Source organism: Pantoea sp. SORGH_AS_0659, from assembly GCF_031453915.1.
GTDB classification, from domain to species: domain Bacteria; phylum Pseudomonadota; class Gammaproteobacteria; order Enterobacterales; family Enterobacteriaceae; genus Pantoea; species Pantoea leporis.
On the sequence record NZ_JAVJAK010000001.1, the window covers coordinates 1,780,141 to 1,802,100 of the forward strand.

The following is a 21,960-nucleotide window of genomic DNA, read 5'->3' on the forward strand; positions in this document are numbered from 1 at the left end:
ATCGCGCCGCTACGAAGTCATGCACTGACTGTAGCGGCGCACTTTATTGCGCGTCTTAACCGATGGTCATCAAACTCGCATTACCGCCCGCAGCGGCGGTATTGACGCTGAGTGAACGCTCAATGAGCAAACGCTCCAGCAGCAGATTGGTTTCGCCGCGCGCGAAGCCCTGCACCGAGACAATCGCGCCATCGCGTGCCGCGACCTGCTCACACAGGCTGCGCAGCTGATCGGCATCACCGTGATAAATCACCGCATCAAACTCCGCCGCCAGCGCATCCTTCACCAGCTTGACGTGCGCTTGCACTGCAGCAGGCAAAGACGTACGCAGCGCACGATGCAGCTCATCATCCTGCCAGATGGCCTGACTGCCGACGCTGGTCACCGCCGCCAGTTGCGTCAGCGCGTCTTCCGCGTTATCGGCGATGCACAGCACATGTTCGCGCGGCAGCAGGGTGAAGGTATTGCGCTCGCCGGTTGGGCCCGGAAGCAGACGCACCGTACCGGCCTGCGCCAGCTCGTCGTAACGCTGACACAGCGCCAGCAGCTCAGGCTTATCCTGCGCCCACTGCTGCAATGCCTGATGCGCACGCATCAGCTCGGCACGTACCGTGCTATCCACCGGGCGCTCGGCATCCTGACGATCAAAGGTGATACGCAGCGCGCCATCTGGACGGTTGGCCAGCAGGCGATAGAGATAGAGCGGACCGCCGGCTTTTGGACCGGTGCCCGACAAGCCTTCGCCGCCGAACGGCTGCACGCCAACGACCGCACCCACCATATTGCGGTTTACATACAGGTTGCCGACTTTAGCGCTCGCCGTAACCTGCGCGATGGTTTCATCGATGCGCGTATGCACGCCGAGCGTCAGGCCGTAACCCGACGCGTTAATCTGCTCCACCAGCTGCGGCAAGTTATTGCGCGAGAAACGCACCACGTGCAGCACTGGTCCAAACACCTCTTTATCCAGATCGCTCACCTGATCCAGCTCGATCAGCGTCGGCTTGATAAAGGTGCCGCTGTTCCACTCTTTGCTGTCCTGCGGATTCTCCTGCGCCGCCTGATAGACGGTGAAGCCCTTATTGCGCAGCGCCTGAATGTGACGTTCGATATTGGCTTTCGCTTCGGCATCGATCACTGGACCAATGTCGGTCGAGAGACGTTCCGGGTTGCCCATGCGGCACTCGGCCATCGCACCGCGCAGCATTTTCAGCGTGTGATCGGCCACATCGTCCTGTACGCACAGCAGACGCAGCGCCGAGCAGCGTTGACCTGCGCTATCAAAGGCCGAAGCCACGATATCCACCACCACCTGTTCGGTCAGCGCTGAGGAATCCACGATCATGGCGTTCATGCCGCCGGTTTCGGCAATCAGCGGCGTCGGACGACCCTGAGGATCGAGACGACCGGCCAGATTACGCTGCAGCAATGTCGCCACCGCGGTTGAACCGGTGAACATCACACCGCGCACGCGCTCGTCGCCGGTCAGTTGCGCACCCACGGTTTCGCCCTGGCCCGGCAGCAGTTGCAACACGCCAGCCGGTACGCCGGCATCCAGCAGGATGTGCACCGCCTGCGCGGCAATCAGCGGCGTTTGCTCCGCCGGTTTGGCCAGCACGCTGTTACCCGCCGCCAGCGCTGCGGCAACTTGTCCGGTAAAGATCGCCAGCGGGAAGTTCCACGGGCTAATGCACACCACCGGACCAAGCGGACGATGGGTTTCGTTATCGAAATCGTCGCGCACCATGCCCGCGTAGTAGTAGAGGAAATCAACCGCTTCACGCACTTCGGCGATGGCGTTGTTGTAGGTTTTACCGGCTTCACGCACCAGCAGGCCAATCAGCTGCTGCATCTGGCCTTCCATTGCTTCGGCGGCACGCTCCAGAATCGCGGCACGCTCCTGCGGTGGCGTCGCGAACCATATTGGACCGGCATTGACTGCCGCATCCAGGGCAGCCGAGACTTCGGCTTCAGTGGCTTCACGCACGCTGCCCACCACATCTGTTGGTGCAGAAGGGTTAAGCACCGGGCGGCTGACGCCTTCGCCTAATTCACCTTCTACCAGCGGCTGGGCAATCCACGGCTGGCTGGCGCTGTTGAGCAGGGCACTGGAGAGCGACGCCAGACGATGTTCGTTGGCCATATCCAGACCGGCAGAGTTAGCGCGCTTGGCGCCATACAGATCGCGCGGCAGCGGGATTTTAGGATGCGGTAAACCAATCGCGCCTTCCGCGACGCCCATTTTTTCCACGGCGGCCACCGGATCGGCGACCAGCTCATCCAGCGGCAAGGTGTTATCAGCGATGCGGTTAACGAAGGAGGTATTGGCACCGTTCTCCAGCAGACGACGCACCAGATACGCCAGCAGCGTTTCGTGGGTACCGACCGGCGCATAAATACGACACGGTCGGTTCAGTTTGCCATCGGCCACTTTACCGACAACCTGCTCATACAGCGGTTCACCCATGCCGTGCAGACACTGGAATTCGTACTGGCCTGGATAATAGTTATTGCCCGCCAGCTGGTAGATCGCCGCCAGCGTGTGCGCGTTGTGGGTAGCAAACTGCGGATAGATCAGGTTCGGCACCGCCAGCAGTTTGCGCGCGCACGCCAGATAAGAGATGTCGGTGTACACCTTACGGGTATAGACCGGATAGCCTTCCAGACCTTCAATCTGCGCGCGTTTGATTTCGCTGTCCCAATACGCGCCTTTCACCAGGCGAATCATCAGACGGCGACGGCTGCGCTGCGCCAAATCAATCAGCGAATCAATCACGAACGGACAGCGCTTCTGATACGCCTGAATCACAAAGCCGATGCCGTTCCAGCCTTCCAGCTCCGGTTCAAAGCAAAGTTTTTCCAGCAGATCGAGCGACAGCTCAAGGCGATCGGCTTCTTCCGCATCGATGTTAATACCAATGTCATACGAGCGCGCCAGCAGCGTCAGGGATTTGAGGATCGGGTAGAGTTCGTCCATCACACGCTCATACTGCGCGCGGCTGTAGCGCGGATGCAGCGCTGACAGTTTGATGGAGATGCCCGGACCTTCATAAATACCGCGACCGTTCGACGCCTTGCCGATGGCGTGAATCGCCTGCTGATAGGAAACCAAATAGGCTTTGGCATCGCTGGCGGTCAGCGCCGCTTCGCCCAGCATGTCGTATGAGTAACGGAACCCTTTCTCTTCCAGTTTGCGCGCATTGGCCAGCGCTTCGGCGATGGTTTCACCCGTAACAAACTGCTCGCCCATCAGGCGCATCGCCATGTCCACGCCTTTACGGATCAGCGGTTCGCCGCTTTTACCGATGATGCGATTGAGCGAGCGCGACAGATTAGCCTCGTTATGGGTAGAGACCAGACGGCCGGTAAACAGCAAGCCCCAGGTGGCGGCGTTAACAAACATCGACGGGCTGCGGCCAAGATGCGATTGCCAGTTGCCATTGCTGATTTTGTCGCGGATTAACGCATCACGCGTCGGCTTATCCGGAATACGCAGCAGTGCTTCCGCCAGACACATCAGCGCCACGCCTTCCTGCGAGGAGAGCGAGAACTCCTGCAGCAAGCTTTGCACCATGCCGGCGCGGCCGGTTGCACCTTTCTGGTGCCGCAACTTATCGGCAAGGCTGTAAGCCAGCTGATGGGTTTTCTCGGCCAGCGGGGCAGGGAGACGCGCTTGTTCCAGCAGCATTGGCACCGCATCCGTTTCCGGACGACGCCATGCAGCGGTGATCGCTGAGCGGCTGACTGACTGCGGTAAAATATGTTCGGCGAAGTCGAGGAAAGGCTGCAGCGCCTCGTCGGGCACGCTTTCATCACCGGCGGCATCAATCAGCAACTGCGGGATTTCAGGCACGGATTCACCGGCTTCCAGCTGCTCCAGATAGTTAAAAATGGCTTGCTTGATCAGCCAGTGTGATGTGCGGTCAAGCTTCTGCGCCGCCAGTTTAATGCGATCGCGGGTGGCTTCATCCAGCTTCACCCCCATGGTAGTCGTTCCCATGATGTCCTCGTCCTCGAAAAGTAGTGATTCAACGCTTGCGTGGCAGCAATATCACCTATGTTGCAACTTTGTGCAACCAGGTTAAATGTGACCTCGGTTGCACGCTTTGAACCGCCGAAAGTGTTAAATCGATAAATGCGGCATGAAAATTGCTGCAAGAAACTCGCCAATGTTGCAACCGCCAGCAACAAGACGGTTCCTGAACCCGATAAGGTGCAACTCAAACTGTGAGCAGGCGCAACCTGCTGGCATTAAAAAAGCGAAGGAAGGTGAAACCGGTGTAACAGCTGTGTTAAATGCATTGTGCGCGCCGACCCTTTGCGGCAGGATACCGCGCCTTAAGAGAAATCGCTTTCTCTGGATGCGGTGAAACCAGGCTGCTGTCCCGTTCCGACAGCTGATCAAAAAGATTTCTCTTGATGGATCAAATAATAAGTGGAGAGACTCATGAGTGTAAGTACACCGATGTTGGTGACCTTTGTAGTGTATATCCTTGGGATGGTGCTGATAGGTTTCATCGCCTGGCGATCAACCAAAAGCTTCGATGACTATATTCTCGGCGGGCGCAGTTTAGGGAGCGTCGTGACCGCGCTCTCTGCGGGTGCTTCCGATATGAGCGGCTGGTTATTGATGGGCCTGCCGGGCGCCATTTTCCTGTCCGGGATCTCCGAAAGTTGGATCGCCATCGGCCTGATTATCGGCGCCTGGCTGAACTGGCGCATTGTGGCGGGCCGTCTGCGTGTGCAGACCGAGCATCACGATAATGCCTTAACCCTGCCAGACTTCTTCTCCAGCCGTTTCGAAGATAACAGCAAACTGCTGCGCGTTATTTCGGCGGTGGTGATTCTGATCTTCTTCACTATCTATTGTGCGTCTGGCGTGGTTGCCGGTGCGCGTCTGTTTGAAAGTACCTTTGGCATGGATTACCAAACCGCGCTGTGGGCCGGTGCTGCTGCCACCATTCTGTATACGCTGGTTGGCGGTTTCCTCGCGGTGAGCTGGACCGATACCGTGCAGGCCAGCCTGATGATTTTTGCGCTGATTCTCACGCCAGTTATCGTGATTGTCGCCGTCGGCGGCTTGGATGATTCACTGGCGGTGATCAGGGCGAAGAGCCTCGAAAACCTCGATATGCTGAAAGGGCTGAACTTTGTCGCGGTGATTTCGCTGCTCGGTTGGGGACTTGGCTACTTTGGGCAGCCGCATATTCTGGCGCGCTTTATGGCGGCCGATTCGCATCACACCATCCGCAGCGCGCGTCGTATCGGTATGATTTGGATGATCCTGTGCCTGGGTGGCGCGGTGGCGGTGGGCTTCTTTGGTATCGCCTACTTCGAGAACCATCCTGATCAGGCGGCGGGCGTAAGCCAGAACGGCGAGCGTATCTTTATCGAACTGGCGCGTATTCTGTTCAATCCGTGGATTGCCGGTATCTTGCTCTCAGCGATTCTCGCCGCGGTGATGTCGACCTTAAGCTGCCAGCTGCTAGTGTGCTCCAGCGCCCTGACCGAGGATCTTTATAAAGGCTTCCTGCGTAAAAACGCCAGCCAGAAAGAGCTGGTGTGGGTAGGGCGCTTAATGGTGCTGGTGATTGCCTTGATTGCTATCGCGTTGGCAGCCAACCCGGAAAACCGCGTGTTGGGTCTGGTGAGCTATGCGTGGGCAGGTTTCGGTGCCGCCTTTGGTCCGGTGGTGCTGTTCGGCGTGTGCTGGAAACGCATGACGCGCAACGGCGCGTTGGCCGGTATGGTGATTGGCGCGCTGACCGTATTGCTGTGGAAAGATTATGGCTACGCCGAGCTGTATGAAATCATCCCAGGCTTCGCGTTCGCCAGTATCGCGATTGTGGTATTTAGCTTGCTGGGTCGTGGCCCATCAGAAGCGGCACAGCAGCGCTTTGCTGCCGCCGAAGCCCAATACCAGAGCAAGTAACCTCTATCGCCATTGATGGCGACGTGTTTGATGAACCCCCAGGTGCGCAGGAGTGCGCACCCTCTCAAACCCGCTCCCCCTTCCGCAAAACAAAATTAATTTCCTGCAGTGACTTGTATTTCTCTCTTCAGTAATGATAATCACTATCGTTCGCACTTTACGTTTTTTTACCTAAGGTTTACCCTTCTTAAAATTCAAGAGGTTGGTGATGTTCGTTCCCTTTCTCATTATGCTGCGCGAAGGTCTGGAAGCAGCGCTCATCGTCAGCCTGATTGCCAGCTATCTCAAACGCACCCAGCGCACCCAATGGTTTCCCGCCATGTGGGCCGGCGTATTTATCGCTGCCGCGCTCTGCTTAGCGTTGGGCATCTTTATTAATGAAACTACCGGTGAGTTTCCTCAGAAACAGCAGGAGCTGTTCGAAGGCATTGTCGCGGTGATTGCCGTGGTGATCCTGACGTCGATGGTGTTCTGGATGCGCAAAGTTTCGCGCAATATCAAAGCCACGCTGGAAAAATCGGTCGATCAGGCGTTGCAGAAGCAGGGCAGCAGCGGCTTCCCGCTGGTGCTGATGGTGTTTCTGGCGGTGGCGCGTGAAGGGCTGGAATCGGTGTTCTTCCTGCTGGCCGCGTTCACGCAAGATGTGGGTTATGCGCCGCCGCTCGGCGCGGTGCTCGGCCTTGCAACCGCCGTGGCGCTGGGCTTTTTGCTCTATTACGGCGGCATTCGCCTGAACCTGGCGCACTTTTTCCGCTGGACCAGTTTGTTCATTCTGTTTGTCGCAGCGGGGTTGTCCGCCGGCGCCATTCGCGCCTTCCATGAGGCCGGTTTGTGGAATCACTTCCAGGATGAAGCGTTTGATATGAGCAACACGCTTTCAACGCACTCGGTGTTCGGCACGCTTTTGGAAGGGATTTTAGGTTACCAGGAAACGCCAAGCGTCAGCGAAGTGGCGGTGTGGCTTGCCTATCTCATCCCGGCGCTGCTGCTGTTTTTCTTCCCGGCCCGGCCTGCAGTCAACGCGGCACGTACCACACGCTGAAATTTAATCAGGCGCAATTGCGCGCCTGTTCTTCCATGTAACAGGGATATCACTATGACGATTCGCTTCCGCCGCAAGGCGCTGTTGGTTGCTATGCTGGCGCTTTCCGGTGCGGCTACTGCTGCCGTCCCGCAAGTCACGGTCACCGTGACGGACAAACAATGTGAGCCGATGTCGCTCAACGTGCAGGCCGGTAAAACCCAGTTCATCATCAAAAACAACAGCCAGAAAGCGCTGGAGTGGGAAATCCTGAAAGGGGTGATGGTGGTGGAAGAGCGTGAAAACATCGCGCCTGGCTTCAGCCAGAAACTCACCGCCAATCTGGAAGCGGGCGAATATGACATGACCTGCGGCCTGCTCAGCAACCCGAAAGGCAAGCTGGTGGTGAGCGGCGATGCGAAGAAAGCGGCAAACGGTAAACCGGATGTGCTGGAGCTGGTTGGCCCGATCGCCGACTACAAAGTCTACGTGATGAATGAAGTGAAAGAGCTGGTAGCGGGCACCAAAGCGTTTACCGATGCGGTGAAAGCCGGCGACATTGAGAAAGCCAAAGCGCTATTCGCACCTACGCGCGTGCATTACGAGCGTATTGAACCTATTGCTGAGCTGTTCTCCGATCTGGATGGCAGCATTGATGCGCGTGAAGATGACTTCGAGAAGAAAAATGAAGATCCGAAATTCACCGGTTTCCACCGCCTGGAAAAAATCCTGTTCGCCGATAACACCACCAAAGGTGCCGAAGAGTTCGCCAGCAAGCTAAATCAGGATGTGCTCGATCTGCAAACCCGCATCAGCGAACTGGCGTTCCCACCGGCGAAGGTGGTTGGCGGCGCAGCCGGTCTGATTGAAGAAGTGGCCTCCAGCAAGATCTCTGGTGAAGAGGATCGTTACAGCCGTACCGATCTCTCCGACTTCCAGGCCAACATTGATGGCGCGCAGAAAATCGTTGATCTGCTGCGTCCGCTGCTGCAGAGAAACAACCCGCAGCTGCTGGCGAAAGTGGATGCTAACTTCAGGAAAGTCGACGGCATTCTCAGCAAATATCGCACCAAAGATGGCTTTGAATCGTACGAAAAACTGACTACCGCTGACCGTAACGCGCTGAAAGGCCCGATTACCACGCTGGCGGAAGATCTCTCACTGCTGCGTGGAACCTTGGGTCTCGACTGATCATGAGTGATAAAAATGACGCGGCGCAGCCGTCGCGTCGTCGATTATTGCAGGGATTAGGCATGTTGGGTGGCGCAGCCGCCCTCGGCGGCGGTTGTCCGTTTCATACCGCAGCCGCCGATAGCTTCTCTCCCGGCACGGTTGCACCCAACTTGCGCCAACAGGCGCAACCTTTTTACGGCGCCCATCAGGCCGGTATCGTCACGCCGCAGCAGGCATCCATGATGCTGGTGGCGTTTGATGTGCTGGCGAGCGACAAAGCCGAGCTTGAACGTCTGTTCCGCTTGCTAACCGATCGCTTCGCTTTTCTCACGCAAGGTGGACCGGCGCCGGCGGTCACCAATCCGCAGCTGCCGCCGATGGATTCGGGAATTCTCGGTGCCGATATCGCGCCCGACAATCTCACCATGACGTTATCGGTTGGCACCTCGCTGTTTGATGAGCGCTTCGGCTTAAGCAAACACAAGCCTGCGCAGCTGCAAACCATGACGCGTTTTCCCAACGATTCGCTGGATGCGGAACAGTGCCATGGCGACCTGCTGCTCCAGATTTGCGCTAACACCCAGGATACGGTGATTCACGCGCTGCGCGACATCATTAAACGCACACCCGATCTGCTGGCGGTGCGCTGGCGTCGCGACGGTTTTATTGCCGACCACGCGGCGCGCAGCAACGGCAAAGAAACGCCGATCAACCTGCTGGGCTTCAAAGATGGTACCGCCAATCCCGATACGCATAATCCGGCATTGATGGATCAACTCTTGTGGGTCACGCACGAACAGCAGGAACCGGCGTGGACGCACGGCGGCAGTTATCAGGCGGTGCGTATCATACGTTTTCACGTAGAAATGTGGGACCGTACGCCGCTCGGCGAGCAGCAAACCATCTTTGGTCGTGAGAAGTTATCAGGCGCGCCGCTGGGTATGAAAAACGAGCATGACGTACCGGATTACAGCAAAGATCCCGATGGCGATTTGATTGCGCTGGATGCGCATATTCGTCTTGCTAATCCGCGTACGCCAGAAACCGACAGCAGCTTGATGCTGCGGCGCGGTTACAGCTATTCCAGCGGTATTACCGGCTCGGGTCAGCTGGATATGGGTTTATTGTTTGTTTGCTACCAGCATGATTTAACCAAGGGCTTTATTACCGTACAGCAGCGTCTCAATGGCGAAGCGCTGGAAGAATATATTCGCCCGATTGGCGGCGGATACTTTTTCGCGCTGCCGGGCGTGGCGGATAAAAACCATTATCTCGGGCAACCTTTATTGCAGGCCTGATTAATAAATGTGCAGCGCCTGCGATGGTCACCTCTTCGCAGGCGCATTTGTTAAGTATTCCTTAAACTTTTCGCTGGAAGTAATCACTTCCGAATGTTCTTAAAAAGTTATGTTACCCGTTAATAAATCATCTATATGATAAATATGAGAAATTTAATTTAAGGTAAAACACCTTAGGCTTCGCTTATCTTTTTTTCTTTACTGCTACGTAAAAATAATGTTGCAAACCACCGCAAATATGATGCACTTTATTCATAAGCGTTGTCAGTTGTGTGGCTAAGCCACTGGAGTTCGCGCATGATTCGTCTCTCTTTGGGACAGTTAAATAGTTTCACCACACGCAGTCCACTGCGGGGGATTTCTTCCCTCCAACGTAACCTCGCTATTTTTCAAACATCGTTCTTGTTCAATCTCATTTTCTTTACCGGTGCGCGCCTGCGTCTCGGCGCTGATGCACACCATTCTCACTGGCTCGACACGGCTTACAAGGAAGCCAACTAAACCTCTAAAGCGTTCAAGTCATCGCCGCGGGTGATCCGCCGCGATAAATGAAACCAACTGTAAGGTGCCACTATGGGAAGACAGAAAGCAGTGATCAAAGCACGTCGTGAAGCAAGACGCGTTATTCGTAGCGACTCTCGCAGTCACCGTCAGCGTGAAGAAGAATCGGTCACTTCGCTGGTGCAAATGGGTGGGTTGGATTCGATTGGTATGGCACGTGATGCACGTGACCGCGGGCCGATTGAAGCCAGAAATGAAGCTCAGGCACACTATCTCCATGCCATAGAAACGAAACAGCTTATTTTCGCTACCGGTGAAGCCGGCTGCGGAAAAACCTGGATTAGCGCAGCCAAAGCGGCTGAGGCCCTGATCAATAAGGATATCGAAAGGATTATCGTAACGCGCCCGGTTCTGCAGGCGGATGAAGATCTCGGTTTCCTCCCCGGAGATATTTCCGAGAAATTCGCGCCTTATTTCCGACCGGTCTATGACGTTCTGGTTAAACGTCTCGGCGCTTCCTTTATGCAATACTGCCTGCGGCCCGAAATTGCCAAGGTAGAGATCGCGCCCTTCGCCTACATGCGTGGACGTACCTTTGAAAATGCGGTGGTGATCCTTGATGAGGCACAAAACGTCACCGCCGCACAGATGAAGATGTTCCTGACTCGCCTGGGGGAAAACGTGACGGTTATCGTCAACGGCGATATTACCCAGTGCGACCTGCCATCCCACGCCAGGTCTGGCCTTGCCGATGCGTTAGCGCGCTTCGAAGAGGATGAGATGATCGGCGTGGTGCGTTTCGGCAAAGAGGATTGCGTCCGTTCAGCGCTGTGCCAACGCACGCTGCACGCTTACAGTTAACCGTTTGATTGAGAATGTAGCTTAAGTAAAACCCGGCGCGCGCCGGGTTTTTTTATTGTGTCCCCCCTCGGCTCGACACCATCCCCCTGCGGTAACAATTAGCGCCATTGTATTATTGATACCTGTAAAAGTATTTCTGGTGATAAATGGCACTCCAGGTCAAAAATAATTTTAAGAACAATCCTAGTCACTTTATCAGGGTTCATCAGGGATTTAACTCAAATCATAAGAAATTTCCTATATAAATCAGACCGAAAAGATCATCTCGCTTTATTGCCTTCCTAAAATTCCAGCTATATATTCGCGCGGTAACACACAGGGAAAGTGTGCCTACGCGTGCTTTCCGCGCCATTTTTACAAGGAGTAAACGTGAGCAACTCTTACCAGAATGAAATCCCTAAAGCCCGTATCAACCTCAAGCTAGACCTGCACACCGGTGGAGCGGCGAAGAAAACCGAGCTCCCTCTCAAATTGCTGGTGACCGGCGATTTCAGTAACGGCGCGGAAGACCGCCCGCTGTCTGAACGCGAAAAAATCAACGTCAACAAAAACAACTTCAACAGCGTGCTGGCCGATATCGCGCCAGCGGTGTCATTTGCCGTGCCGAACACCCTGGCCGGTGACGGCAGCGAAGAGAACGTTCAGCTTAACTTCCGCGACATGAAGGACTTCGAGCCGGAGCAGGTTGCCCGCCAAATCCCTCAGCTGCGCGCCATGCTGGCGATGCGCAACCTGCTGCGCGACCTTAAATCCAACCTGCTGGATAACGTCACTTTCCGCAAAGAGCTGGAAGCTATCCTGAAAGACCCGGCACTCAGCGACGAATTGCGTAGCGAACTGTCTGCGTTAGCCACCGATCAAGCCTGATCATCCCCGTAACGGACTATAGAGAGAGAATGCTGATGTCAGTTCAGAATGAAACCCATGCCAATGGTGCAACCACCGTGCTGGATCGCCCCGCTGCGGGCGGCGTCTACGCGTCGCTGTTTGAAAAAATCAACCTCAACCCGGTGTCAGAGCTGAGTGATCTCAACGTCTGGCAGGACAATCAGGCGATGTCTGATGCCACCGCCGACGAGCGCGTCACCGCCGCGATGCAGGTGTTCCTGACGCGTCTGAAAATCAGCGGTGCGAAAGTAGAGAAGCTGGATAAAAATCTGCTGGATCACCACATCGCCGAGCTGGACCGCCAGATCAGCCGCCAGCTCGATGCGGTGATGCACCATGATGAATTCCAGAAAGTGGAGTCGGCGTGGCGCGGCCTGAAGTCGCTGGTGGATAAAACTGACTTCCGCCAGAACGTGAAAATTGAAGTGCTGGACGTGTCGAAAGACGACCTGCGTCAGGACTTTGAAGACGCGCCGGAAATCATCCAGAGCGGCCTCTATCTGCAAACCTACGTCGCCGAATACGACACGCCGGGCGGCGAGCCGATTGGCGCGGTGATTTCTGCTTATGAGTTTGATGCCTCGGCGCAGGATGTGGCGCTGCTGCGCAACCTGTCGAAAGTCGCGGCGTCAGCACACATGCCGTTTATCGGTTCGGTCGGCCCGCAGTTTTTCCTCAAAGAGTCGATGGAAGAAGTGGCGGCGATCAAAGACATCGGCAACTACTTTGACCGCGCTGAGTACATCAAGTGGAAGTCATTCCGCGACACCGATGACTCACGCTACATCGGCCTGACCATGCCGCGCGTACTCGGTCGTCTGCCGTACGGCCCGGACACCGTGCCGGTGCGCAGCTTCAACTACATCGAAGAAGTGAAAGGTCCGGATCACGACAAATACCTGTGGACCAATGCCTCGTTCGCCTTCGCCGCCAACATGGTGCAGAGCTTTATAAGCAACGGCTGGTGTGTGCAAATTCGCGGCCCGCAGGCCGGTGGTGCGGTGCAGGATCTGCCGATCCATCTGTACGATTTGGGCACCGGCAACCAGGTGAAAATCCCGTCCGAAGTGATGATCCCGGAAACCCGCGAATTCGAGTTTGCTAACCTCGGCTTTATCCCGCTCTCTTATTATAAGAACCGCGATTACGCCTGCTTCTTCTCGGCAAACTCAACGCAAAAACCGGCGCTGTATGACACCGCCGATGCCACCGCCAACAGCCGCATCAACGCGCGTCTGCCTTACATCTTCCTGCTGTCGCGCATCGCTCACTACCTGAAGCTTATTCAGCGCGAAAACATCGGCACCACCAAAGACCGCCGCCTGCTGGAGCTGGAGCTCAACACCTGGGTGCGCACGCTGGTGACCGAGATGACCGATCCGGGCGACGAGCTGCAGTCTTCACATCCGCTGCGCGATGCGAAAGTGCTGGTGGAAGATATCGAGGACAACCCGGGCTTCTTCCGCGTTAAGCTGTTCGCCATCCCGCACTTCCAGGTGGAAGGCATGGACGTGAACCTGTCGCTGGTTTCTCAGATGCCGAAAGCTAAAGCGTAAGGCGCAGGAGGCGCGATGAAAATCTACCGACCGTTATGGGAAGACGGGGCGTTTCTGACTCCGCAGCAGTTTCAGCAGCAGTCACTGTGGGACGCCCACGTCGCCGACACCGTGGCGCGCATGGGCCTGGCGTATCCGTGGGGCGTATTACACGCGGAGTTCGACGACGGCGCGCTGGCGCTGTCTCGTCTTAACGCCACCCGCTTGACGGTGCGCTTTCCCGACGGGACGCTGACGGACACCGCGCTCTCCGACAACCTGCCACCGGCCTGCGACCTGTCTGTTGCAGCCGGTCAGGAACTGGTTGAAGTGGTGCTGGCTTTGCCGTTGCTGAGCGCCAATGGCGGTAATCTCGACGACGGCAGCGACAGCGAACGTCCGCGCCGCTGGGTGGCCGGTCGTGAAGAGGTGCAGGAGCTGGCGGGGCAGGAGCGCACCGGCATTGCCGTGCAGCGTTTTGCTCTGCGTCTGCGTCTCTCTAATCAGGAAAACGGTGCGTATCTCACCTGTCCGGTGGCGCGCCTGGTGCGTAACGCGCAGGGACAGTGGACACGCGACGCGTCATTCATTCCGCCGATGCTGTCGCTGTCGGCCAGTCCGGCGGTGCTGACTGCACTCGGCGATCTGCTGCATCGCCTTAGCGCGCGCCGTCAGCGGCTAATGGCGCTGCGACGCGAAAGCAACGAGCGCATGGCCGATTTTGCTGTCGCCGACGTCTCGCTGTTCTGGCTGCTCAACGCGCTGAACAGCGCCGAGCCGGTGTTGCTGGAGTTGTTCCAGTCGCCAACCCGCCATCCTGAACTGCTGTACCGCGAGCTGGCACGTCTTGCTGGCGGTCTGTTGACCTTCTCACTCGAACACGATGCCGGAGATATTCCGGCCTATCGCCACGACGCACCGGAGCAGGTGTTCCCGCCGCTGTTTGCGCTGCTGGATTCACTGCTGGAAGCCAGCCTGCCGTCACGCGTGGTTGCCATCGACCTCAGTCGTGAAGGCGTGCTGTGGAAGGGCCGATTCCACGATGCGCGGCTGCGCGAAGGGGCAGACTTCTATCTGTCGGTGCGCTCCTCGCTGCCGAATCACGAGCTGCAGAGCCGCTTCCCGCTGCTGTGTAAGGCAGGCAGCCACGACGACGTGTCGGAGGTGGTCAACATCGCGCTTAGTGGCATGACCATCCGCCCGCTGCCGCACGTGCCTGCCGCCATCCCGCTGCGCCTGGAGAACCAGTATTTCGCGCTCGACCTGTCAACGGGGGCTGCGCGCGCGATGCTCGACTCCGGCGGCTGCACCTTCTACACCCCGGAATCACTGGGCGAACTGAAACTTGAACTCTATGCGGTACTGCGCTCATGAACAGCAATAATGCGCTGACCGAACGCCTTTTCTTCGCTGGCTGGCTGATGGTCAGCCAGCTACGCTGCGGTCAGCAGATTGACAACGGCGATGCGCTCTACCGCCGCGCTACCGACTGGGTAAACGACGCCCGGCAGGCGCTGACGGAGGCGGGTTTTAGCGAAGCCAATCGCGACCACATGCTTTACGCCTTTTGCGTGCTGCTGGACGAAGCGGTACTGAACCGTGGCCAGCAGGACGACGGCTGGCTGCGCTGGAGCCGAGACCCGCTGCAGGTGCGTTTCTTTAACTCGCTTAACGGCGGCGAAGCACTGTGGGAGCGCATTCGCGAACTGCTGCGCGAACCCGCAGCGGACGAGACCGTGCTGACCTGCCTGTACCGCACGTTGCAACTGGGTTTTGTTGGCCATTACCGCGCGCAGGATGACGAGCGTCGCGAGGACGTGGTGCGCGAACTGGCCGCACGCGTGCCACCGTTTGCCCTGGCGCAGGATGCGCCGCTGGTAGTGCGTCCGGCAGGCATGCGCACCGGACGCCGTTTTTACTGGATGAGCTGGGTGGCCGCCGCCGTGCTGCTTGGCGGCCTGTGGTTCGTCCTCGACGGCTGGCTGGCGCAGATGGTGTCCGGCATATCGGGGATGGGCAAGTGAGACGCGGCATCGGTAATTATGCGCTGATCGTGCTGGCCCTGGTGCTTACATTGTGGCTGATCCTCGGCTTCTGGCCGCTGTCTGGCATCACGGCAGCAGCACTGTGCCTGCTGGCGCTGCTGGTCGCCGGACTGATGCTGTGGCGGCAGTCACGCCAGCGTGATGTGGAAATCGCGGTGGCCGATGATCGTCTGCCGCCGGAAGATTTTCGCGGCGCGGTAGTGCTGGTGTGTGGCGACAGTGCATCGCTGTTCTCAGGCAACCAGCCGCGTGAAACCGCGCAGGGCTGGTATCTGCCGGTTGATGCACCCGGGCAACTCGCTGCGATGGCTGACTACATCACCACTCAGCGTCCGGCACTGCTGCCACAGGTCTCGCTGCTGCTGGCAGTGGTGCCGGAGCAGCACACGTCTGCTGAAGACTTCACTTCCCAATTTCACAGCTGGCAGCGTGCGCTGCTGCAGTGCCGCCGCGTGCTGAAGTGCGCGCCACCGCTGTGGACTGCATGCTGGGTATCACACCCGAACCACGAAGCTGAATGGTTCAGCATCATACCGGACCAGAGTGCGCTGCAGGCGTGCATCGCCGGCAACGACATGATGCCGCTGGCTGAATGGTTCCGGGAGCAGCCGCCACGCCTGGTGCAAATGCAGTGGCTAGACAGCCTGCTGATGTGGCAGGAAAAGCACATCACGCCACTGACGCAGATGAAGCCATGCCGCGCCGGGATTTGCCTGACGCCGGTAACGGCGCTTGCGGACAACCTGTGGGCGCAGCATCTTACTGGGCTGACCACGCTGCCTTATGCACCCGCAGGCACCGATGTCGCGCTGCCATTGCCGGATGCGCTGCTGGCTGGCTTGCCGCGCAGGCAGGGCGTCAGCCGATGCCTGAGGCTGGCGCGCGCGGCGGGCATGATTGTGGTGGTATTTCTGGCGCTGGCGCTGCTGGCGTCGTTCCTCAACAACCAGCGGCTGATCCGCACTATTGGTGACCACCTGACGCTGTGGGCACAGCTGTCTGGGGAACCGGCCGAGCCGAAGGTTCACGCGCGCGCGCAGTTAATCGCCGATCGCACACTGCTTGATGACTGGCAGCACGGCGGTGAACCGCTGCGCCTCGGCCTCGGACTGTATCAGGGCATGCGTCTGTTCGCGCCGGTCGACGCCGCCATCAACAGCTGGGCGCCTCCTCCGCCACCGCCGCCGGTTATCCAGCAGATTGTTGAAGGGCCGAAGACCGTGCGCCTCGACAGCCTGTCGCTGTTCGACTCTGGTAAATCCGAGCTGAAAACCGGCTCAACCAAAGTGCTGGTCAACGCGCTGGTCGGCATCAAGGCGAAGCCGGGCTGGCTGATTGTGGTGGCGGGTTATACAGACGATACCGGCAATCCGGCGCTGAACCAGCGCCTGTCGCTGAAGCGCGCCGAAGCCGTGCGCGACTGGATGCGCGACACCGGCGACGTGGATGAGAGCTGCTTTGCGGTGCAGGGCTTCGGCCAGAGCCGTCCGATGGCGAGCAACGACACCGCCGAAGGCCGCGCGGCCAACCGGCGCGTTGAAATCAGTCTGGTGCCGCAGGCCGACGCCTGCCAGGCAGCGGACGCAATCCCTCCGTCATCACAGGATGGTGACGGCAATCATGAAGAAAAGGAGTAACAATATGGCAATTCCGGTTTATCTGTGGCTGAAGGACGACGGCGGTGCGGACATCAAGGGCTCGGTGGACGTGCAGGACCGTGAAGGCAGCATCGAAGTGGTGGCACAGCAACACAACCTGTACATCCCGACCGACAACAACACCGGCAAGCTGACCGGCACGCGCATTCACACGCCGTTCCTGTTCACCAAGGAAATCGACTCGTCCAGCCCGTACCTCTACAAAGCGGTCACTACCGGCCAGACGCTGAAGTCTGCCGAGTTCAAATGGTACCGCATTAGCGACGCCGGCCAGGAAGTGGAGTACTTCAACACCAAACTGGAGAACGTGAAGGTGGTGAAGGTCAATCCGGTGATGCACGACGTTAAGGACCCGTCGAAAGAGAAGCACAACCATCTGGAGCAGATTGAGCTGCGCTACGAAAAAATCACCTGGACTTACAAAGACGGCAACATCATCCACTCGGATTCGTGGAACGAACGCGCCACAGCCTGATTACGCGTCATATTTCGCGCCGCAGGTGCGTTGGCTGCGCTCGCGCACCCCGGTCACTTACTTATGTAAGCTCCCGGGGCTGCACTCGCTTGCCGCCTTCCTGCGACACGAACTATTTAGCGTAATCCCTCCACCGGGCTGTTTTTTTGCAGCCCGGTGGATGCTGGCAACAGGGATTACAGGGCGCACATTCTGTAGCGGCGCAATTCATTGCGCGGTGTTGACCTTCAAAAATAACTGACGCTATGCGACCAGGCCAGATGCCTGGTGATTCCATCCGAAGCGGGTGAAATCACAAGTCATTTTCCATCTTTCCTGCTGCCTTATGCGCTTTGGTTTACGGCGAAGGGCGGTAGCGTGCCCCCAATCAGGAGAATTTTGCTATGGACAGTCAGTCAGCCGCTTTACTGCGTCGCCTCAACCCGTTCTGCGTGCAGGCGCTGGAATCCGCCGCGTCGCTGTGCCAGACCCGCGCGCACGCTGAAATCCAGCCGGAGCACTGGCTGCTCAAGCTGCTGGAGCAGGGCGAGGGCGACATCACCGTCATCGCGCGCCGCTACGAGTGGGATATGGACGCCATCTGGCAGGATTTGCTGGCATTTCTCGACCGCCAGCCGCGCGCGGTGCGAGGACGTCCGCAGCTTTCCTCTTCATTAGAAGCGCTGTTAAAACAGGCGTGGCTGATGGCGTCAGCATCTGATAACAACCCGCAAATCCGCAGTATTCACCTGCTGATGGCACTGTCTGAGCAGCCGTCGCTGGTACGCTGCGAAGGTCTGTGGCCGTTGCTGAGCCTGCGCATGAGCCAGCTTGAGCGCCTGCAGCAGATGCTGGAAGCACAGTCCGACGAGCGTGCGGAAGCGGAACAGCCGGAGATGCCGGTCAGCACTATCGAGCAATCTCCCGCAGGCGAAGCCAAAACCCCCTCCACCGAAGCGCTTGCCCGCTTCACCCGCGACGTCACCGCTGACGCGCGTAGTGGCAAAATTGACCCGGTATTTGGCCGCGATAACGAAATCCGCCAGATGCTGGATATCCTGTCGCGCCGCCGTAAGAACAACCCGATTCTGGTAGGCGAGCCGGGCGTGGGCAAAACCGCGCTGGTTGAAGGGCTGGCGCTGCGCATTGCCGAAGGCAACGTGCCGGACAGCCTGAAGCCGGTGAGCGTGCATACGCTGGACCTCGGCATGCTGCAGGCGGGGGCGGGCGTGAAGGGTGAATTCGAGCAGCGCCTGAAGAACATCATCACCGAGGTGCAGGCCGCGCCGAATCCGGTGTTGCTGTTTATCGACGAGGCGCACACCATCATCGGCGCGGGCAACGCAGCGGGCGGCGCGGACGCGGCTAACCTGCTGAAACCGGCGCTTGCGCGCGGCGAGCTGCGCACCATCGCGGCGACAACGTGGAGCGAATACAAACAGTACTTTGAGAAGGACGCCGCGCTGGAGCGCCGCTTCCAGATGGTGAAGGTGGACGAGCCGGACGACGACACCGCCTGCCTGATGCTGCGCGGCCTCAAGTCGCGCTACGCCGACCATCACGGCGTACACATCACCGACGCGGCGGTGCGCGCCGCCGTCACGCTGTCGCGCCGCTACCTTACAGGCCGCCAGCTGCCTGACAAGGCGGTTGACCTGCTCGACACCGCCGCCGCGCGCGTGCGTATGAGCCAGGACACCACGCCGGAGGCGATAACCCGCTTAAGAGCGAAGCTTGATGCGCTGAACATTGAGCAGCGCGCCATCCTTGACGATGAAGCGCTCGGCGGCGCCATCCCGCAGGAGCGGCTGGCAGAAATCGCCGGCCTGATTGCGGTAACCGATGAAGAGCTGGAGGCGCTGGAGCAGCGCTACGGCATCGTGCAGTCGCTGATGCAAGAGCTGCTGGAAGGCCGCAAAGACGCCAGCCAGCACAGCGCCATCGCACAGCTCCAGACCGACCTCGACGCGCTACAGCCTGGCGAGCCGCTGCTTACCGCCGACGTTGACGCGCGCATCGTGGCGGGCGTGATTGCCGACTGGACCGGCGTGCCGCTCTCCTCATTAATGAAGAACGAGCAGGCCGAACTGCTGGCGCTGGAAAGCCAGCTCGCCACCCGCGTGGTCGGTCAGGACGCGGCGCTGAACGCCATCGCGCAGCGCCTGCGCGCCTCGAAAACCGGACTCACCTCGGAAAACGGCCCGCAGGGCGTGTTTCTGCTGGTCGGCACCAGCGGCACCGGCAAAACCGAAACCGCGCTGGCGCTGGCCGACTTGCTGTACGGCGGCGAGAAATCGTTAATCACCATCAACCTCAGCGAATATCAGGAAGCACACACCGTTTCCCAGCTCAAAGGCTCGCCGCCGGGCTACGTCGGCTACGGCCAGGGCGGCATCCTCACCGAAGCGGTGCGCAAGCGCCCGTACAGCGTGGTGCTGCTCGACGAGGTAGAAAAAGCGCACCGCGACGTGATTAACCTGTTCTATCAGGTGTTTGATCGCGGCTTCATGCGCGACGGCGAAGGGCGCGAAATCGACTTTCGCAATACGGTGATTTTGATGACCTCCAACCTCGGCAGCGACGCGCTGATGCAGCTGCTGGAAGAAACGCCCGAGGCCACCGAGTCAGACCTGCAGGAGTGCCTGCGCCCGATCCTGCGCGACCACTTCCAGCCGGCGCTGCTGGCGCGCTTCCAGACGGTGATTTACCGCCCGCTGGCGCGCGAGGCGATGCGGATCATCGTGGAGATGAAGCTCAGCCAGGTCAGCCAGCGGCTGCAACGGCATTACGGCATCCGCACCACTATCGGCGATGGTTTGTATGAAATGCTCACCGACGCCTGTCTGCTTCCCGACACCGGCGCGCGCAACGTCGACAGCCTGCTCAATCAGCAGATCCTGCCGGTGCTGAGCCAGGTGATTTTGCAGCACCGCGCCAGCGGCACCTTAAGCAACATCCTGACGCTGGACACCAATGAAGAAGGCGAAGTGAGTTTTATATTCTGAACACGTGACGTTCTTTTTAATGACAAGGAGTGTGTATGAAAACCCAAAATACCCCCGTTTCACCCGCGTTTATCGCGATTTCATGGATTGCTATGCTCGGTGGCACATTGGTTTATCTGGCGGGCCTGTGGCGCGCAGATATGGAGCTGAATGAAAAAGGCTACTACTTCGCGGTGCTGATCCTAGGACTGTTCGCGGCGGTTTCGCTGCAGAAAACCGTACGCGACCGGCTTGAAGGCATCCCAACCACGCATCTGTATCACATGGTTTGCCTGCTGGCCTTAACCATTGCCGTAGTGCTGTTGCTTGCCGGTTTGTGGAACGCAACATTAATGCCGAGCGAGAAAGGCTTTTACGGCGTGTCGTTCTTTATGGCGCTGTTTGGTGCGGTGGCAGTGCAGAAAAACACCCGCGACAGCATGCACAGTGTGTCTGACAGCGCTGATGAAACCCCGCACGAACCTCAGGCCTGATATTCCCGAACTCTCCCGCTGCCGTCGCGGTGGCGAGAGAACGTTGACGCCATGACGGCGTTGTAATGGTTTTTGGTGAGTAAGCATGACAGATAAAGCTAAAAAAGCGGCTATTAAAGAGGGGAGCCTGCGCTTATTAACCTCAGGTGAGATTGCGCTGGCAAAATCTGTCTATGGTGAAAAGATCAATTACGGTAAGGTCTGGATTCATCACGACAGTTATTTGCCATTTGGCCTCCAGCATGAGCGTGTGGTTATGACACCACAGGGCGAAATCTATTACCGCACATATCTCTATAGAGATGATTATTCTAAAACCTCTTCAGGTGAACAACATACATTCATTCACGAACTCTGTCATGTCTGGCAACGAGACAGGGGAATGTGTGTTATCTGCCGAGGTCTTGTCAGCTGGATAGCATCTTATCGCTATATACTGGACGGGCGATTGCTGAGTGAATATTCGATGGAGCAGCAAGCTCAAATCGTCGCTGATAATTTTATTTTGCATGAATGGGGTTATGAATCATTTTTATGGTTGCATGGTAGAGAATCCGTGACGCTTGATGGCGAATTAAGTCTTCCTGTCATAGAACAACGCTATAAAAATGCACTCAGAGGATTTCCATGGTGAAGTTTTTTATCCTCAAAAAAACTGTAGCTATTTCCACTTTACTCGCAAGCTCGACATTTCTCACTGGTTGTCCGGGCGTTGGTGACAGAGGGTGGCATGATGAAACAACGGAAGCAGTGCGAGAAGGGCAAGAGATTTGCTTTCCCATAAAACAATCACAAGGGTATATCCCGACTTACCTGGCAATTAATCAAAGAGATACCCCGCGAACAGAGCAAAAAAACAGGATTGTTGGTGACGTTGTAATCTCAAATGGCATGCTATGTCTTCCCCCGGATGAGTTCACGCCTGTTGAAGGCAAAGAGTATGTAGTTAAATTTATTCTTAAAAACGGCGGTCGCTTTGAATCAATAAGAAGCTTTGTCATTGCTGTCAAAGTGGTTAATGGAAACGTGGGTAGCTTTCAGTTACAAGATTCTGAAATATCGCGAGGCTATCAATAATTTTGTGTTTGTAGCCAGCGCCTACAATGGCCACAGAGA

General features: G+C 57.6%; 17 protein-coding genes. 16 read left to right on the plus strand and 1 reads right to left on the minus strand.

All coding sequences use genetic code 11. The features are described 5' to 3' along the window. Positions 1–55 precede the first annotated feature (55 nt). Positions 56–4,000, minus strand: coding sequence for a trifunctional transcriptional regulator/proline dehydrogenase/L-glutamate gamma-semialdehyde dehydrogenase (gene putA, locus Q3H59_RS08305; protein WP_309834222.1), 3,945 nt, complete (start codon positions 3,998–4,000; stop codon positions 56–58). Between the two features lie 447 nt (positions 4,001–4,447). Here putA and putP point away from each other — a divergent pair, with 447 nt between their 5' ends. The 16 genes from putP to Q3H59_RS08385 all read left to right on the plus strand — a co-directional run bounded on the left by putP (position 4,448) and on the right by Q3H59_RS08385 (position 21,921). Continuing rightward, positions 4,448–5,932, plus strand: coding sequence for a sodium/proline symporter PutP (putP, locus tag Q3H59_RS08310; protein WP_277973739.1), 1,485 nt, complete (start codon positions 4,448–4,450; stop codon positions 5,930–5,932). 208 nt (positions 5,933–6,140) lie between these two features. Beyond that, positions 6,141–6,974 carry an iron uptake transporter permease EfeU gene (gene efeU, locus Q3H59_RS08315; RefSeq protein WP_277973738.1) on the plus strand — a complete coding sequence of 278 codons (834 nt, stop codon included), beginning with the start codon at positions 6,141–6,143 and terminating at the stop codon, positions 6,972–6,974. 54 nt (positions 6,975–7,028) lie between these two features. After that, positions 7,029–8,144, plus strand: a complete 1,116-nt coding sequence (gene efeO, locus Q3H59_RS08320; protein ID WP_309834225.1) for an iron uptake system protein EfeO — start codon at positions 7,029–7,031, stop codon at positions 8,142–8,144. Positions 8,145–8,146: 2 nt separating this feature from the next. Continuing rightward, positions 8,147–9,424: an iron uptake transporter deferrochelatase/peroxidase subunit gene (gene efeB, locus Q3H59_RS08325; protein WP_309834227.1), complete on the plus strand. Its 1,278-nt coding sequence runs from the start codon at positions 8,147–8,149 to the stop codon at positions 9,422–9,424. A 297-nt stretch (positions 9,425–9,721) separates the two neighbouring features. Further along, a complete protein-coding gene (locus tag Q3H59_RS08330) occupies positions 9,722–9,925 on the plus strand; it encodes a hypothetical protein (protein WP_192233561.1) in 204 nt (67 codons plus the stop codon). 72 nt (positions 9,926–9,997) lie between these two features. Beyond that, positions 9,998–10,786, plus strand: coding sequence for a phosphate starvation-inducible protein PhoH (gene phoH / locus Q3H59_RS08335; RefSeq protein ID WP_101764056.1), 789 nt, complete (start codon positions 9,998–10,000; stop codon positions 10,784–10,786). Between the two features lie 369 nt (positions 10,787–11,155). Further along, a complete protein-coding gene (gene tssB / locus Q3H59_RS08340) occupies positions 11,156–11,653 on the plus strand; it encodes a type VI secretion system contractile sheath small subunit (RefSeq protein ID WP_101764057.1) in 498 nt (165 codons plus the stop codon). Between the two features lie 29 nt (positions 11,654–11,682). After that, positions 11,683–13,230 (plus strand): type VI secretion system contractile sheath large subunit, encoded by a 1,548-nt coding sequence (gene tssC / locus Q3H59_RS08345; protein ID WP_154157405.1) that lies wholly within the window; start codon positions 11,683–11,685, stop codon positions 13,228–13,230. 15 nt (positions 13,231–13,245) lie between these two features. Further along, a complete protein-coding gene (gene tssK / locus Q3H59_RS08350) occupies positions 13,246–14,583 on the plus strand; it encodes a type VI secretion system baseplate subunit TssK (RefSeq protein ID WP_280171805.1) in 1,338 nt (445 codons plus the stop codon). Beyond that, positions 14,580–15,233 carry a type VI secretion system protein TssL, short form gene (gene tssL / locus Q3H59_RS08355; protein ID WP_280171804.1) on the plus strand — a complete coding sequence of 218 codons (654 nt, stop codon included), beginning with the start codon at positions 14,580–14,582 and terminating at the stop codon, positions 15,231–15,233. Before tssK ends, tssL begins: the two co-directional genes overlap by 4 nt. 134 nt (positions 15,234–15,367) lie before the next feature. Then, positions 15,368–16,891: an OmpA family protein gene (locus tag Q3H59_RS08360; RefSeq protein WP_405042207.1), complete on the plus strand. Its 1,524-nt coding sequence runs from the start codon at positions 15,368–15,370 to the stop codon at positions 16,889–16,891. Between the two features lie 4 nt (positions 16,892–16,895). Further along, complete coding sequence (gene hcp, locus Q3H59_RS08365) at positions 16,896–17,387, plus strand: type VI secretion system effector Hcp (RefSeq protein ID WP_064741351.1); 492 nt, start codon at positions 16,896–16,898, stop codon at positions 17,385–17,387. Between the two features lie 383 nt (positions 17,388–17,770). Next, the gene (gene tssH, locus Q3H59_RS08370) at positions 17,771–20,371 is read left to right on the plus strand and encodes a type VI secretion system ATPase TssH (protein WP_309834238.1); all 2,601 of its coding nucleotides are present in this window, start codon (positions 17,771–17,773) and stop codon (positions 20,369–20,371) included. A gap of 35 nt (positions 20,372–20,406) precedes the next feature. Next, positions 20,407–20,844, plus strand: a complete 438-nt coding sequence (gene yiaA / locus Q3H59_RS08375; RefSeq protein WP_309834241.1) for an inner membrane protein YiaA — start codon at positions 20,407–20,409, stop codon at positions 20,842–20,844. Positions 20,845–20,929: 85 nt separating this feature from the next. Then, positions 20,930–21,478 (plus strand): type IV secretion protein Rhs, encoded by a 549-nt coding sequence (locus tag Q3H59_RS08380; protein ID WP_309834243.1) that lies wholly within the window; start codon positions 20,930–20,932, stop codon positions 21,476–21,478. Further along, a complete protein-coding gene (locus Q3H59_RS08385; protein ID WP_192411622.1) occupies positions 21,472–21,921 on the plus strand; it encodes a putative T6SS immunity periplasmic lipoprotein in 450 nt (149 codons plus the stop codon). Before Q3H59_RS08380 ends, Q3H59_RS08385 begins: the two co-directional genes overlap by 7 nt. The last annotated feature ends 39 nt before the right edge of the window (positions 21,922–21,960 follow it).

Bases quoted from the DNA above. Each gene is read 5' to 3' on its own strand.
- tssK (WP_280171805.1), top strand. From the start codon at position 13,246: ATGAAAATCTACCGACCGTTATGGGAAGACGGGGCGTTTCTGACTCCG.
- putP (WP_277973739.1), top strand. From the start codon at position 4,448: ATGAGTGTAAGTACACCGATGTTGGTGACCTTTGTAGTGTATATCCTT.
- Q3H59_RS08385 (WP_192411622.1), top strand. From the start codon at position 21,472: ATGGTGAAGTTTTTTATCCTCAAAAAAACTGTAGCTATTTCCACTTTA.
- efeO (WP_309834225.1), top strand. From the start codon at position 7,029: ATGACGATTCGCTTCCGCCGCAAGGCGCTGTTGGTTGCTATGCTGGCG.
- putA (WP_309834222.1), bottom strand. From the start codon at position 4,000: ATGGGAACGACTACCATGGGGGTGAAGCTGGATGAAGCCACCCGCGAT.
- tssH (WP_309834238.1), top strand. From the start codon at position 17,771: ATGGACAGTCAGTCAGCCGCTTTACTGCGTCGCCTCAACCCGTTCTGC.
- efeB (WP_309834227.1), top strand. From the start codon at position 8,147: ATGAGTGATAAAAATGACGCGGCGCAGCCGTCGCGTCGTCGATTATTG.
- tssL (WP_280171804.1), top strand. From the start codon at position 14,580: ATGAACAGCAATAATGCGCTGACCGAACGCCTTTTCTTCGCTGGCTGG.
- tssC (WP_154157405.1), top strand. From the start codon at position 11,683: ATGCTGATGTCAGTTCAGAATGAAACCCATGCCAATGGTGCAACCACC.
- phoH (WP_101764056.1), top strand. From the start codon at position 9,998: ATGGGAAGACAGAAAGCAGTGATCAAAGCACGTCGTGAAGCAAGACGC.
- efeU (WP_277973738.1), top strand. From the start codon at position 6,141: ATGTTCGTTCCCTTTCTCATTATGCTGCGCGAAGGTCTGGAAGCAGCG.
- Q3H59_RS08330 (WP_192233561.1), top strand. From the start codon at position 9,722: ATGATTCGTCTCTCTTTGGGACAGTTAAATAGTTTCACCACACGCAGT.
- yiaA (WP_309834241.1), top strand. From the start codon at position 20,407: ATGAAAACCCAAAATACCCCCGTTTCACCCGCGTTTATCGCGATTTCA.
- Q3H59_RS08360 (WP_405042207.1), top strand. From the start codon at position 15,368: ATGCTGTGGCGGCAGTCACGCCAGCGTGATGTGGAAATCGCGGTGGCC.
- hcp (WP_064741351.1), top strand. From the start codon at position 16,896: ATGGCAATTCCGGTTTATCTGTGGCTGAAGGACGACGGCGGTGCGGAC.
- Q3H59_RS08380 (WP_309834243.1), top strand. From the start codon at position 20,930: ATGACAGATAAAGCTAAAAAAGCGGCTATTAAAGAGGGGAGCCTGCGC.